Here is a 13634-nt window from a genome sequence, read left to right as displayed (position 1 = left end):
CTCAGAGCCGTCCGGCGGCCTTCAGGGCCAGGTAGGCGTCGGCGAGGGCGGGGGCGAGGTGGTCGGGGACGGCGTCGACGACCTCGACGCCGTGGCCCCGGAGCCGCGCGGTCATCCGTCGCCGCCCGTTCCGCAGGTGCTCGGCCGCGGCGGCGTCGTAGACCTGCTCCAGGGTGTCGCGGCCCCGGGCCATGGCGGCGACCCGCGGGTCGGAGACCGCGGCGAGCAGGACCTGGTGGCGGGCGGCCAACTGGGGCAGGACCGGGAGCAGCCCCTCCTCCAGCGCGGTCGGGTTGAGGTCGGTGAGCAGCACCACCAGGCAGCGGTGCCGGGCCCTGGCCAGCACCGCCGCGACCATGCCCTCGGCGTCGGCCTCGACCAGTTCCGCCTCCAGCGGCGCCATGGCGTTCACCAGGACCGACATCAGCTCGGTGCGGGACGCGCCGGGCACCCAGGCGCGGACGGTCCGGTCGTGGGCGAGGAAGTCCACCCGGTCGCCCGCCCGGGCCGCGAGCGCGGCGAGCAGCAGCGCCGCGTCCATCGACCAGTCGAGCCGGGGCCAGCCGGAGGGGTCGCCGGAGGCCGGGTCGAGGCCGACGCGCCCGGCCGAGGTGCGGCTGGTGTCGAGCACGATCAGCACCCGCCGGTCCCGCTCGGGGCGCCAGGTCCGCACCACGACGTCGCTGCGCCGGGCGGTGGCCCGCCAGTCGATGGAGCGCACGTCGTCGCCCGGGACGTACTCCCGCAGGGAGTCGAACTCGGTGCCCTGCCCGCGGATCGCGACGGGGTTGCGGCCTTCGAGCTCGCGCAGGCGGGAGAGCTTGGCGGGCAGGTGGCGGCGGCTGAGGAAGGGCGGCAGCACCCGCACCGTCCACGGCACGGCGTGCGACCCCTGCCGGGCGGCCAGTCCCAGCGGCCCGGTCGACCGTACGGTGACCGCGGCGGAGTCGCGGTCGCCCCGCCGCAGCGGCGTCAGGGTGACGGTCACCCGGCGGCGCTCTCCGGCCGGGACGTCCAGGGGCTGCTCCCTCGGCCGGGCGCCGGCGCTGGGCGGCCAGGCGTCCCGGACGAGACCGCGCACCCGGCGGTCGCCCGGGTTGGTCACGGTCAGGGTCACCCGTGCGGAGTCGCCGAGCCGTACCCGGTGCTCCCCCGAGCGCTCCAGCCGCAGCGGGCGGACGCTCCCGGCGAGCAGCAGGTCCACCGCGACCAGCGCGGCCAGCACCAGCAGCAGCCCGGCCGCGGCGGCCTCCGGCCGGGGGGCGAACAGCACCACGATCGCGCTGAGGGCGGCGAGCAGCCCCGTGCGTCCGGTGAGCGCCATCAGCGGGGCACGGGGACGGAGGCGAGGATGCCGTCGAGCACGCCGTCGGGGGTGGCGCCCTCGAGCTCGGCCTCGGGTCGCAGCTGGATCCGGTGCCGGAGTGCGGGCAGGGCCAGGGCCTTGATGTCGTCCGGCGTGACGTAGCCGCGGCCGGAGAGCCACGCCCACGCCCGTGCCGCGCCCAGCAGCGCGGTCGCCCCGCGCGGGGAGACGCCCATGCGCAGGGCCGGCGACCGCCGGGTGGCGCGGGCGACGTCCACCGCGTAGCCGAGGACCTCGGGGCCGACGTGCACCCGGGCGACCGCCGCCCGGCCCACGGCCAGGTCCTCGGCCGAGGTGACGGCCTTGACGTGGGACAGGTCCCGGGGGTCGAAGCCGAGGGCGTGCCGCTCCAGCACCGCGATCTCCTGGTCGCGCGCCGGGAGCGGGACGGTGAGCTTCAGCAGGAACCGGTCGAGCTGGGCCTCGGGCAGCTGGTAGGTGCCCTCGTACTCGATCGGGTTCTGCGTGGCGGCCACGATGAACGGGTCGGGCAGCCTGCGGGCCTCGCCCTCGACGCTCACCTGCCGCTCCTCCATGGCCTCCAGCAGGGCGGCCTGGGTCTTGGGCGGGGTGCGGTTGATCTCGTCGGCGAGCAGCAGGTGGGTGAAGACCGGACCCTCGCGGAACTCGAACTCCGAGGTCTTCGCGTCGTAGACCAGCGAGCCCGTCACGTCGCCCGGCATCAGGTCGGGGGTGAACTGCACGCGCTTGAAGTCCAGGGAGAGCGCGGCGGCCATCGTCCGCACCAGCAGGGTCTTGGCGACGCCGGGGACGCCTTCGAGCAGCACGTGGCCCCGGCAGAGCAGGGCGATCACCAGTCCGGTGACCACCGCGTCCTGGCCGACGACGGCCTTGGCGACCTCGGCGCGCAGCGCGCCCAGCGAGGCGCGGGCGGCCCGGCTCTCCTCGCTCTCGGCGGGCGCGGCCGGTCGCGGGTCCGTTACCGGGGGAGGTCCGGCCACGGGAGGAGGTCCGGCCATCGGGGGAGGTCCGGCCACCGGGGGGCCGACGGGCGGGGGCGCGGAGCCGGGGAAGCCCGCCGACGGAGGCGCGGAGCCCGGAGGATCCGCCGGCGGGGGCGCGGCCGGGGGACCCACGGGCTGCGTGGCGTCGTCCGCCGGAGGGCCGGTCGGTCGCGCGGCGTCCGCGGGGGGCCAGACCGGCCGCTCACCGGACGGCTGGTGCGGGGAGTCGGGCGTGGTCACGGGTTCCCCTCCCCGGAGGTGCTGTGCTCGCTCACGCGTTCGATACCTGCCTTTCCAGGATGTCCAGGTGTCGTGCCAGGGCCATGAGACCGGCGTCGTCGTCGGGCGGCGCGCCGTACAGGACGGCGCCCGCCTGCTGGGCATTCTGCCCGGTCCGGATGGCGAGGGCGGCCACCACCTCGGCGGGGGAGGCGTCGGCCGTCAGCCCGAGGCGGGGGACGAGCCGGTCCAGGGCCGCGGCCCGCAGCGCCGCCGCCGCCCGGTCGCGCGCCCCGCGGGACCGGTAGAGGCGCCCCCGCCCTTCCACGGTCTCGGCGGCGCGTACCACGACCGGCAGCCGCTCGGTGACGACCGGGCCGAGCCGGCGGGCCCGCCAGACCGCGAGCAGCCCGATCGCGGCCAGGAGCTGGAGGGCGGCCCACGTGACGCCGGGCGGGACGAGGTCCTGCAGGGACGCCTTCCCCTCCGCCGTTCCGGCCTGGGGCAGCGAGGGGGCCAGCCAGGTCACGGCGGACCTGGCGCCGGCCAGGTTCATCGCGAGGGCGGCGTCGCCGTCGTCGGCCAGCCGCTCGTTGGTCATGAACTCGCCGGAGCCGACCACGGTGACGGTCCGGCCGCCGGACGGGAAGCTCACCAGGGCGCCGCCGTAGCAGCTGCGCGCCCCGGGCGGCGGGTCGTAGGAGACGCCGCCGGTCACGGCGGTGCCCGCCCGCACCGCGGCGGGCAGCTCGCAGCCGGGCGCCCGCGACTCCACGTCCGTCAGCGCGCCCGCGCCGACCTCGGGGGCGAGGGCCTGCAGCGCCTGCGTCACCGGCTCGACGAGCAGCCGGTCGCCCGGGAGCGCGGCGAGGTCGCGCAGCAGCGCCTCGTCGGCGAGGAACTGGGTCTGCGCGACCACCAGCAGGGAGTCGGGGCCGGTCAGCTCGCGGGCCTCCTCGACGGTGTCCGCGGGCCGTACGTCGACGCCCCGGTCGCGCAGGAGCTGGACGAGGGCGTGCGCGCCCCGCGGGGTGGTCGACTCGGCGCCGAGGTAGCCGCCGGAGCCCGGCCGGGTGACCAGCGCGGTCACCAGGGCGACCGCGGCCAGGAGCGCCAGCACGCCCAGCGGCCCGCGCCAGCGTGCCCAGGCGTCGCGCACCCGGGGGGAGACGGGCGTGCTCCGCGCCGGGACCGGGGGGGCGAGCACGCCGGCGGCCCCGGGACCGCCGGGCGCGGAGGCGGGTACGCCGGCGGCCCCGCGCACGGAGGCGTCCGGGGTGCCGTGCGGGGCGTCCGGAGTGCCGTGCGGGGTGCCGTGCGGGGCGTCCGGGGTGCCGTGCGGGGCGTCCGGGGTGCCGTGCGGGGCGTCCGGGGTGCCGGCGGTCACGCGGCCCCTCCCGGGAGTCCCGACAGCACCGGCCTGGCGGCGCGGAGCCGGTCGTCGAGTCCGGCCAGGCGGCCGTACCCCTCGGCGGTGCCGGGCAGGTCGCCGTAGGTGACGTCGTCGAAGAGCCGGGCGGCCTCCGCCAGCTCCCCGGCGAAACCGGGCAGCGCACGGCCCGCCTCGGCGGCCAGCTCGTCCGCGGTGCGGCCGGGCAGCTCCTCGACGACGGCCCGCTCCTCCAGGTCGCGGGCGATGGCCCGCAGGCGCTCCCTGACGGCCTCCGCCCACCGCTGCGCCGCCGCGTGCCGCTCGGCCTCCGCCCGGTGCTCGGCGGCCGGACGGGCCGCGGCCTCGAACAGCTCGCCCCGCCGGGCGGTCCGGGCGCGGGTCGCCCGGCGCGCCATCGACAGGACCGGGAGGGCGACGAGCAGGACGACGAAGGCCAGCAGGAGGATCGAGAACCATCCGCCGGGCAGCCCGGCGGCGGCGTCCAGGAGGTTCTCCAGCCAGTCCCGGACGGCACCGGAGATCCGGTCCCACCAGGACTCCTTCGGATAGATCGGCCTGGCCAGCTCGCGGACGGCCGCGCTCCTGGCGTCGTCGCGGGCGATGTCGACCGGGACGCCGCCGGCGGTCGGCAGAGCGATCGGCGGGACGGTCACCGGGGCCATGCTCCGGGGTCCTGGGGAGGGGAGCCGTGGCCGCCCTGCCCGGGGTCCTGCTGCGGAGGGCCGTATCCCTGGCCGGAGCCGCCGTATCCCTGGCCGCCGTAGCCCTGCCCGCCGTAGCCCTGCCCGCCGTAGCCCTGCCCGCCGTAAGCCTGGCCGGGATCCTGGGGCGGGACCCCGTGACCCGGCGGGGGGCCGTAGCCGCCCTGCGGGGAGCCGTAGCCGTGGTGGCCCGCGGCGTGGGAGGGGTGCCACAGGTCCTCGGGAGACGCGCCGAGGCCCCGCCCGCGCTCCGCGGCGGCGGTCTGCAGCACCAGGTCGAACGCCTCGCCGCGCATCCTGCGGTCGGCGTAGAGCAGGGCGGTGACGGCGGCGGAGAAGGGATAGGTGATGGTCGAGGCGATGATGCCGCCCAGGCCGGTCAGCGCGAGGCCGGCGACGCCCGTCTGGATCGCGGTGAGGGGGTCGGGAGGGCTGACCGTCTGGCTGAGGAAGGTGAACGGCAGGCCCATGACCGTGCTGACCAGCCCGGTGACGATCGCGGTCAGCAGGAGGATGCCGAACACCCGCCAGAAGTCGCCCTTGACGAGGCGGAACGAGCGGCTGATCGCGGTGCCCACCCCGGCCCGCTCCAGCACGATCACCGGTCCGGCCAGGCTGAGCTTGGTGTAGAGGAACGCCGCCACGACGACGGCGCTCAGGAGGCAGGCGATGAGGAGCAGGGCGGCGAGCCAGCCGGGCCCGTTCGCCGCGATGATGACCGCGAGCAGGACGTTGCCCACGATGAAGATCGCGATGAAGGCGCCGTAGACCATGACCGCCGACAGGACGGCCAGGCCCAGCAGGGGGAGCACCCGGCCGCGGGTGAGCCGCCAGGCCTCCCCGATCGAGATGTGCTCGCCGAACACCGCGCGCCCCAGCACGCTGGTCAGCATGCCGCTCAGCAGCACGACCCCGATCATCTGGATGACGAGGGTGGCGAAGACGCCGGCGAACACGCCCGCGATGGCGCCGCCCACCATGCTGAGGACCTCGCCGGAGTCGCTCGGCCGGCTCGGTGAGGTGATCATGTCGCTGAACGAGGCCGCCAGGGACCCCAGGATGACCACCGTGATGATCACGGAGATGACCTGCAGGGCGACGGCCACCGCGGCGGACAGGCCCAGGGTCGCCTTGGGGTTGTCGCGGATGAACTGGACCGCGCCGTTGTAGATGTCGCCGAGGGTGAGCGGGCGCAGCGGGATGACGCCGGGCTTGAGCGCGGGCGGACCCCCGTAGCCGTAGGGTCCGGGCGCGCCGTAGGTCTGCTTGCCGTAGCCCTGTTGTCCGTAGCCCTGCTGGCCGTAGTCCGGCTGCCCGTACGGCGGTCCGCCGTACGGCTGGCCGCCGTAGGGGTTCTGCCCCGGGGGCTGCTGGCCGTACGGCTGGCCGCCCGGGGGCGGGGGCTGCCGGCCGTACGGGCCGCCGGGGCCCTGCGGGGGCGGGGAGCCGGGGGGAGGGGGCGTTCCGCCGGCGCCGGGTGCGGCCCACGGCGCCGGGCCCTGCCCGCCGTACGGCGGCGGCTGGTTGGACGCCCAGCCGGATGGCGTGTCGGGACTGGAGCCGTGACCGTCTGACATATCCCAATCCTGGCATGTCGGATCCCACATCGGGCCGTTCGGGGGATCCCGCCGTGTTCTTCCGGGAAGGAACCCGGCGGGAGATGCCGGAGGGATGGCAGAGACGCGGTCGTCTGCCGCAGACTGGGGAGAAGGTCGCGCCCGTCCCCGGCGCCCGCAGTCGCCGGGGAGGAGGCGGCCGACGGGGTGGAGGATCGCCGCGTGTTCCACGGGGCGGTACGCCTAAGATTCAGCACCCGGACGGCCGAATGGGGGATCGTGTCATCTGGTGGCCGGACAAGGGTAACCTTCGGTGATCGTGTGGTTTGCCATAGAAACTCCCTGACTGCGTAAAACGAATGAGGGGCCATGAAAGGACGCGTGCTGGTCGTCGACGACGACGCCGCTCTCGCCGAGATGCTCGGCATCGTGCTGCGCGGAGAGGGGTTCGAACCTTCCTTCGTCTCCGACGGGGACAAGGCGCTCGACGCGTTCCGCGACACCCGCCCGGACCTGGTGCTGCTGGACCTGATGCTGCCCGGCGCCGACGGCATCGACGTGTGCCGCAGGATCCGCGCGGAGTCCGGCGTCCCGATCGTCATGCTGACGGCCAAGAGCGACACCATCGACGTGGTGCTCGGCCTGGAGTCCGGCGCCGACGACTACATCGTCAAGCCGTTCAAGCCGAAGGAACTGGTGGCCCGGGTCCGCGCGCGGCTGCGCCGCACGGACGAGCCGACGCCCGAGATCCTGCAGATCGGCGACATCACCATCGACGTGGCCGGGCACTCCGTCAAGCGGGAGGAGGAGACCATCAACCTCACCCCGCTGGAGTTCGACCTGCTGGTCGCGCTCGCCCGCAAGCCGCGCCAGGTCTTCACCCGGGAGGTCCTGCTGGAGCAGGTCTGGGGCTACCGGCACGCGGCCGACACCCGCCTGGTCAACGTGCACGTCCAGCGGCTCCGCGCCAAGATCGAGAAGGACCCGGAGCACCCGGAGATCGTGGTCACGGTCCGCGGCGTGGGCTACAAGGCCGGTCCCGCCTAGGGCCCGCCCGGCTCCTCCCGCCCCCCGGAATCCGACATGGTCCCCGCGAAGAAGCGCCGCCGCACCCCGCGCCAGCTGGCGCGGGGGGTCCGGCGGCGCACCCGGCGCGCCGCCGGCCGGCTGCGCCGGGTCTTCTGGCGCTCCCTGCAGCTGCGCGTGGTCACCAGCACCATGGTCATCTCCATCGTGGTGGTCGCGGTGCTGGGCGTCTTCCTCATGCAGCAGATCCAGCAGTCGGTCCTGGAGTCGCGGGTGCGGGCCGCGATCAGCGAGGCGCAGGCCGACCGCAACGCGGTCCTCGGCTTTCTGACCCAGCCGGAGCACGAGACCTCCGAGCGCCCCGCCGACCAGGGGGAGGCGTCGCAGGGCGGCGGGGACAGCCCGCTCAGCCGGGCCACCCAGGCGCTGGCCGAGCGGGCGGGCTCGGCGAGCCGCTACTCGGTGATCATCCGCAACGAGAACCTGCCGGGGGAGTTCTTCGGGACCACCAACATCGATCCGAAGAGCGTGCCCGACCGGCTCCGCGCCGAGGTGGAGAAGAACGAGCCGGGCCGCAACGCCGCCTGGTTCCTCCCGCTGTACTACGAGGGCAGGACGAGCGACGCGGTCCCCGGAGTGGTGATCGGCACGCGCCTGGACACCACCGGCGCGCCGCGGCTCGACGGCGGCTACGAGATCTACCACCTGGTCCCGCTGGACCGCGAGGAGAAGATGCTGGCCTCGCTCCAGCAGATGCTCATCGTGGTCGGATCCGGGCTGGTGCTGCTGCTCGCCGCGATCGCCTCGCTGGTCACCCGGCAGGTGGTGATCCCGGTACGGCTCGCGCGGCAGGCCGCCGAGCGCCTGGCCGCCGGCAAGCTGGACGAGCGGCTCAAGGTGCGGGGCGAGGACGACCTCGCCCGCCTGGGCACCTCCTTCAACGAGATGGCGGCGAACCTGGCGCTCAAGATCCATCAGCTGGAGGAGCTCTCGCAGGTCCAGCGGCAGTTCGTCTCCGACGTCTCGCACGAGCTGCGCACCCCGCTCACCACCGTGCGGATGGCCGCCGACCTGCTCTACGACGCCCGCGAGGACTTCGACCCGATGGCCGCCCGCTCGGCGGAGCTGATGCAGAACCAGCTGGAGCGGTTCGAGTCGATGCTGGCCGACCTGCTGGAGATCAGCCGCTACGACGCGGGGGCCGCGACGCTCGACGTGGACTCGGTCGACGTGCGCGACGTGGTGCTGCGCGCCGTCGCCGACTCCGAGGCGCTGGCCGAGCGCCACTCCACCCGCTTCGACCTGCGCCTGCCCGGTGAGCCGTGCATGGCCGAGATGGACAGCCGCCGGGTCGAGCGCATCCTGCGCAACCTGCTGTTCAACGCGATCGAGCACGGCGAGGGCAGGGACGTCGTCGTCTCGGTCGGAGCCGACCGGGACGCGGTCGCGGTGGCGGTGCGGGACTACGGGGTGGGCCTGAAGCCGGGCGAGGAGACCATGGTCTTCGACCGGTTCTGGCGCGCCGACCCGTCCCGGGCGCGGACCATCGGCGGCACCGGCCTGGGCCTGGCCATCTCCCGCGAGGACGCGATGCTGCACGGTGGCTGGCTCCAGGCGTGGGGCGCGCCGGGGGAGGGGTCGCAGTTCCGGCTCTCCCTGCCCCGGACGGCCGGGGTGCCGCTGCGCGGATCGCCGCTGCCGCTGGTCCCGCCGGAGGTGGAGATGCGGCGGACGTGGCGGGGACACATGACGCCGGTGCTCTCCCCGGCGTCGGCGGACGGAGGACGGGATGCGGACTAGCCGGACCGGCCGGGCCGGCCGGATGCCGCGGCGCGCCGGCGCCGTGCTCCTGGCCGCCGCGCTGTCCTGGTCGGCGGCCGCCTGCTCGGTCGTGCCGACCGGCCGGTCCACGGTCGCGGAGGACCGGGACCAGGGCAACCCCCTCGACCCGCCGTACGCACGGGTGATCGCCATGGCGCCGGCCTCCTCCTGGACGCCCGAGCAGGTGGTCACGGGGTTCCGCGCCGCGATGGCGAGCATCGGCGAGGAGCGGCACGAGGCCGCCCGCCGGTACCTCACCGACGACTTCGCCGCGCGCTGGAAGCCGGAGACCGGGGTGACGGTCTACCAGCCGGCCCCGTCCGTGACGGCGCCGCTGGCCGAGGGCGCCACGGAGGCCAGAGTCACGCTCAAGGGCGCCGTGACGGCGAGCATCGACCGGGACGGCCAGTACCGGCCGAAGGGCGGCACGCTGGACGAGCTCTTCACCCTCGTCAAGGGGCCGAAGGGCTGGCGGATCAGCGCGGGCCCGGACGGGCTGCTGCTCTCGCAGGCCGACGTCGAGCGGGCCTACGAGCCGGTGGACCTGTACTTCCTGGACGCCAAGCGGCAGGGCCTGGTGATCGACCGGATCCAGATGCCCGTCGACCCGGCCTCCACCCTGGCCAAGACGACGGTCGAGCGGCTGATCGAGGGGCCGAGCGGGTCGCTGCGGGGCGCGGTGGAGACGGCCTTCGATTCGGACACCAGGCTCATCGACGTCACGACCGAGAACAACCGCGTCGTCGTCGACCTGACCGAGGGGGTGCCGGCCGACCGGGTCGCCGCGATGTCCGCCCAGCTGGCGGGGACGCTCTCCAAGCTCGCCGGCGGTTCGAGCTTCGAGGTGCGGGTGAACGGCGAGCCGTACCGCTCCGGCGCCCCGCTGCACATCGACGCCCAGGAGCACCTGCGGTTCGACCGGTGGATGGCGCCGGTGGACGCCGCCCCGTACTACCTGCAGGACGGCGGCCTGCGGGTGCTGGGCAAGGAGAACGTCGGCGGCCCGGTGCCGGGCGGCGCCGGGCGGGAGTACGCCGGCTCGCCCGCCGCCGCGCCGGCGGTCAGCGGGTCCGCCCCCCGGCACGTGGCGGCGGTGTCGAAGGACGGCAGGCGGGTCTCCGTGGCCCCGCTCACCCCGGACGGGCAGTGGGAGCAGTGGGCCGTCGGCAACGACCTCGTCCCGCCCTCGTGGGACCGCTACGACTCGATGTGGACGGTGGACCGGACCGGCCCGCAGACCTCGGTGGTGCTGCGGCAGTACGCCGACGACAGGCGGCAGTACCGGGTGGCCGCGCCCGACCTGGACACGGTCGAGGTCACCGCGCTCAAGGTCGCCCGGGACGGGGTCCGGGTCGCGGTCGCGGTCAAGGACGGCACGGGCGAGAAGGTCATGATCGGCGCGGTCGTCGGAGAACGCGCCGACAGCCGCATCGGCAACCTGCAGACCGTGATGGACGGCGACGAGAAGCAGACCATCGAGGACATCGCCTGGAAGGACGGCACGACCCTCTACGTGCTGACCGGCAAGTCCGAGCTGTTCGAGGCCTCGCTCATCGCCGAGCCGTCGCAGAGCATCCCCTCGCCCCCCGGCATCCGGAGCATCGCCGCGCTGAACAAGAACAACTCGCTGCTGGCCGGCGTGGCGGACGACGACGGCAAGATGCAGGTCCTCTACTGGGACGGGGACACCTGGGAGCCGCAGGTCAAGGACGGCAAGGGCGTCGCGGTCGTCACCGGGGACGGACCCGCCTTCCCCGCCTTCCCGCTCGGGTAGGCGGGACGGATCCGCCTGCCCGCCCGGGCGGGCAGGCGGGGCCGGCGGTCCCGCCCCGGACCCGGGTTCTGTCGGTGGGACCTGGCATTTTGGTGGGCGTGACGACCGCTCTGCTCGATCTCGTCCTGCCGCCGCGCTGCGCCGGGTGCGACGCGCCCGGCGTCCTCGTCTGCCCCCGCTGCACGGCGGAGCTGCGCGGTGAGCCCGCCCGCCGGACGCCGGCCCCCTCCCCGCCCGGCCTGCCCGAGTGCTGGTCGGCCACCGTCTACGCCGGAGCCGCGCGCCGGGCGATCCTCGCCTACAAGGAGCACGGCCGTACGGCCCTGGCCCACCCGCTGGCCGGCGCCCTGGCGCTGACGGCCGGCACCGCCGTGGGCGGGCACCCCGTGGTGCTCGTCCCGGTGCCCAGCTCCCGCCCGGCCCTGCGGCGGCGCGGGCACGACCCGGTGGGCAGGCTCGCCGTCCTCGCGGCCGGCTACCTCAGGGCCGCCGGTTGGCCCGCGACCGCGGTGCAGGCGCTCGCCCAGCGCCGCCGGGTCGCCGACCAGGCGGGCCTGAACGCGCTCCAGAGGGCCGAGAACCTCTCCTCGGCGCTCCGCCTCACGCCGGGGGCGAGCGGGTCCCTGGCGGCCCTCCTGGGGGGTGGGAGGGTCGTCGTGCTCGTCGACGACGTCGTCACGACCGGCGCGACGCTCGCGGAGGCCGCACGGGTGCTCCGCGCGGCGGGCGCCGAGCCGCGGCTCGCCGTCACGGTGGCGGCGACACGCCGACGGGAGCGACCGCGCGACGATCACGCACGGTAAAGGGCGGATCAAGTATCGGTCCCGCCCGCCGGCCTCCCCGCCGTGTCCCAATCGCGGCTCCGATCCCCCGCGGAGGACATGAGAAGGCTTCACATAAGGGACGGCGGATCGGGGAAGCGGTCATCTCCCGCACCTCGCACCCGCGAAGAAATCACCCAAAGTGATCCTCGCGCCGGTCGCCAGGCTGACATTCGGTCGCGATACGGATAGCGTCGAGACATGGCACCCGCCCGGGTCCGTGGTTGCACCGGATCGACCCCCGCAAGGGGGCCGGTCCGGCTAGCCGATGCCAGCCGCAGGCGAAACGGTCCACGTAAGGCGACTTTTTGTCGACCGATCACGGTGCGGCTTAGAGGTAAGTCCTGCCTTCCCGGGGAGCCAGATGTTCCTCGCCAGAAGAGAAGGGCAGTAGTGGCAAAGAGCTGCGAGACCCTCAGCAGGCGGATGTGGGGACGAAGACCAGGTCGGCCGGGCGGGTGCCGCAGCAACACCGCAGTCGAGAGCCGAAGGGGGGCTGTGCATGGACATCATCGTCAAGGGTCGGCACACCGGAGTGAGTGACCGATTCCGTGACCATGTGACGACCAAGCTGGCCAGGATCGAGCGTCTGGACCAAAAACTCATCCGCGTCGACGTGGAGGTGTCCAAGGAGCGCAACCCGCGCATGGCCGACCAGCGCGAGCGGGTCGAGCTCACCATCCACTCCCGCGGTCCCGCGGTCCGGGCCGAGGCCTCGGCCGAGGACCGCTTCTCCGCCCTCGACATCGCCCTCGGCAAGCTGGAGGGCAGGCTCCGGCGCCTGGCCGACCGGCGCAAGGTGCACCACGGCAGCCAGAACCCCCCGTCGATCGCCGAGCTGACCGCCTCGGCGGTCGCCCAGTCCTTCGAGGCCGACGGCGCCGGGATCCGGCTGAAGACGGCCGAGGAGGAGCCGGAGGCCGGCGGCGAGGTCCTGGAGGACAAGACCATCGTCCCGATCGAGATGGAGGGCGACGGCCCCCTGGTGGTCCGGGAGAAGTTCCACAAGGCCGACCCGATGACCATCGACCAGGCCCTGCTGGAGATGGAGCTGGTGGGCCACGACTTCTACCTCTTCCGCGACAAGGAGAGCGGTCTGCCCAGCGTCGTCTATCTGCGCCAGGGCTACAACTACGGCGTGTTGCGGCTCGTGGAGCCCTGACCGCAGCGTTCGAAGATCCTCTCCGACCAACCCGAGGACCCTGAACCCGTGTAATCATGGCGGTCCAACGGCTCTGGCCCCCCGAGGAGGAGGCGTGACGGAACCCGACGAGGCGGCCCGTGCTGCCGAGCGCGGCGATCCGATCCGCGTGCTGATCGTCGACGATCACGCGCTGATCCGCCGCAGCCTGGAGATGGCGCTGGCCGCGGAGGCGGACATCGAGGTGGTCGGCGAGGCGAGCGACGGCCAGGAGGCGGTCGAGCTCGCCGACCGCCTCACCCCGGACGTCGTGCTCATGGACGTCCGGATGCCCCGGCGGAGCGGCATCGAGGCCACCCGCGAGATCAAGGCCTCCGCGCCGAGCGTCCGGATCATCATGCTGACGGTGAGCGACGAGGAGGAGGACCTCTTCGAGGCGATCAAGGCGGGGGCCACCGGCTACCTGCTGAAGAACGTCCAGCTCGACGAGGTCCCCGAGGTGGTGCGCGGCGTCCACGAAGGGCAGTCGCTCATCAACCCGGCGATGGCCACGAAGCTCATCAACGAGTTCGCGACCATGAGCAGGAAGGAGGCCGAGCGGCCTCCCCAGCTCCCCGCCCCCCGGTTGACCGACCGGGAGATGGAGGTGCTGCGCCTGGTGGCCAAGGGGATGAACAATCGCGAGATCGCCAAGCAGCTGTTCATCTCCGAGAACACCGTGAAGAACCACGTCCGCAACATCCTGGACAAGCTCCAGCTGCACTCGCGGATGGAGGCGGTGGTCTACGCGGTCCGGGAGCGGATGCTCGAGATCACCTGACCGCGCGGTGGCCGCTCCCCGGCCGCGGGGG

11 protein-coding genes are annotated in these 13634 nt (G+C 74.4%); 6 read left to right on the top strand and 5 right to left on the bottom strand.

Annotated features, from left to right (window positions below; genetic code table 11):
- Position 1: 1 nt before the first annotated feature.
- The 5 genes from HS045_RS03640 to HS045_RS03620 all read right to left on the bottom strand — a co-directional run bounded on the left by HS045_RS03640 (position 2) and on the right by HS045_RS03620 (position 6221).
- Entirely contained in the window at positions 2-1324 is a 1323-nt protein-coding gene (locus HS045_RS03640; protein ID WP_196449744.1) for a DUF58 domain-containing protein, read from the bottom strand.
- Positions 1324-2328 (bottom strand): AAA family ATPase, encoded by a 1005-nt coding sequence (locus HS045_RS03635; RefSeq protein WP_374191356.1) that lies wholly within the window; start codon positions 2326-2328, stop codon positions 1324-1326. The genes HS045_RS03640 and HS045_RS03635 overlap by 1 nt, the downstream gene beginning before the upstream one ends.
- A 274-nt stretch (positions 2329-2602) precedes the next feature.
- Positions 2603-3937 (bottom strand): DUF4350 domain-containing protein, encoded by a 1335-nt coding sequence (locus HS045_RS03630; RefSeq protein WP_307827368.1) that lies wholly within the window; start codon positions 3935-3937, stop codon positions 2603-2605.
- A complete protein-coding gene (locus tag HS045_RS03625; RefSeq protein ID WP_196449742.1) occupies positions 3934-4605 on the bottom strand; it encodes a DUF4129 domain-containing protein in 672 nt (223 codons plus the stop codon). The genes HS045_RS03630 and HS045_RS03625 overlap by 4 nt, the downstream gene beginning before the upstream one ends.
- Positions 4593-6221, bottom strand: a complete 1629-nt coding sequence (locus HS045_RS03620; protein ID WP_196449741.1) for a glycerophosphoryl diester phosphodiesterase membrane domain-containing protein — start codon at positions 6219-6221, stop codon at positions 4593-4595. The genes HS045_RS03625 and HS045_RS03620 overlap by 13 nt, the downstream gene beginning before the upstream one ends.
- Positions 6222-6569: 348 nt before the next feature.
- Here HS045_RS03620 and mtrA point away from each other — a divergent pair, with 348 nt between their 5' ends.
- The 6 genes from mtrA (at position 6570) to HS045_RS03590 (ending at position 13603) form a co-directional block, all read left to right on the top strand.
- Positions 6570-7247, top strand: a complete 678-nt coding sequence (gene mtrA / locus HS045_RS03615) for an MtrAB system response regulator MtrA (RefSeq protein ID WP_030907316.1) — start codon at positions 6570-6572, stop codon at positions 7245-7247.
- 36 nt (positions 7248-7283) lie between these two features.
- The gene (gene mtrB / locus HS045_RS03610) at positions 7284-9026 is read left to right on the top strand and encodes an MtrAB system histidine kinase MtrB (RefSeq protein ID WP_196449740.1); all 1743 of its coding nucleotides are present in this window, start codon (positions 7284-7286) and stop codon (positions 9024-9026) included.
- A complete protein-coding gene (locus tag HS045_RS03605; RefSeq protein WP_196449739.1) occupies positions 9016-10821 on the top strand; it encodes an LpqB family beta-propeller domain-containing protein in 1806 nt (601 codons plus the stop codon). The genes mtrB and HS045_RS03605 overlap by 11 nt, the downstream gene beginning before the upstream one ends.
- A gap of 98 nt (positions 10822-10919) precedes the next feature.
- On the top strand, positions 10920-11624 hold the full coding sequence (locus tag HS045_RS03600; RefSeq protein WP_196449738.1) for a ComF family protein: 705 nt from the start codon (positions 10920-10922) through the stop codon (positions 11622-11624).
- Between the two features lie 520 nt (positions 11625-12144).
- Positions 12145-12804, top strand: a complete 660-nt coding sequence (gene hpf / locus HS045_RS03595) for a ribosome hibernation-promoting factor, HPF/YfiA family (RefSeq protein ID WP_196449737.1) — start codon at positions 12145-12147, stop codon at positions 12802-12804.
- Between the two features lie 94 nt (positions 12805-12898).
- Entirely contained in the window at positions 12899-13603 is a 705-nt protein-coding gene (locus tag HS045_RS03590) for a response regulator transcription factor (RefSeq protein WP_196449736.1), read from the top strand.
- The last annotated feature ends 31 nt before the right edge of the window (positions 13604-13634 follow it).

This window comes from Planomonospora sp. ID82291 (genome assembly GCF_015711645.1).
Lineage (GTDB): Bacteria > Actinomycetota > Actinomycetes > Streptosporangiales > Streptosporangiaceae > Planomonospora.
Note: the sequence above shows the minus strand (reverse complement) of the source record. Positions and strands in the feature narration are given on the sequence as shown.

Excerpts from the sequence above, each read along its gene's own strand:
- HS045_RS03640 (WP_196449744.1), bottom strand. The coding sequence starts at position 1,324 with ATGGCGCTCACCGGACGCACGGGGCTGCTCGCCGCCCTCAGCGCGATC.
- HS045_RS03625 (WP_196449742.1), bottom strand. The coding sequence starts at position 4,605 with ATGGCCCCGGTGACCGTCCCGCCGATCGCTCTGCCGACCGCCGGCGGC.
- HS045_RS03620 (WP_196449741.1), bottom strand. The coding sequence starts at position 6,221 with ATGTCAGACGGTCACGGCTCCAGTCCCGACACGCCATCCGGCTGGGCG.
- mtrA (WP_030907316.1), top strand. The coding sequence starts at position 6,570 with ATGAAAGGACGCGTGCTGGTCGTCGACGACGACGCCGCTCTCGCCGAG.
- mtrB (WP_196449740.1), top strand. The coding sequence starts at position 7,284 with ATGGTCCCCGCGAAGAAGCGCCGCCGCACCCCGCGCCAGCTGGCGCGG.
- HS045_RS03605 (WP_196449739.1), top strand. The coding sequence starts at position 9,016 with ATGCGGACTAGCCGGACCGGCCGGGCCGGCCGGATGCCGCGGCGCGCC.
- hpf (WP_196449737.1), top strand. The coding sequence starts at position 12,145 with ATGGACATCATCGTCAAGGGTCGGCACACCGGAGTGAGTGACCGATTC.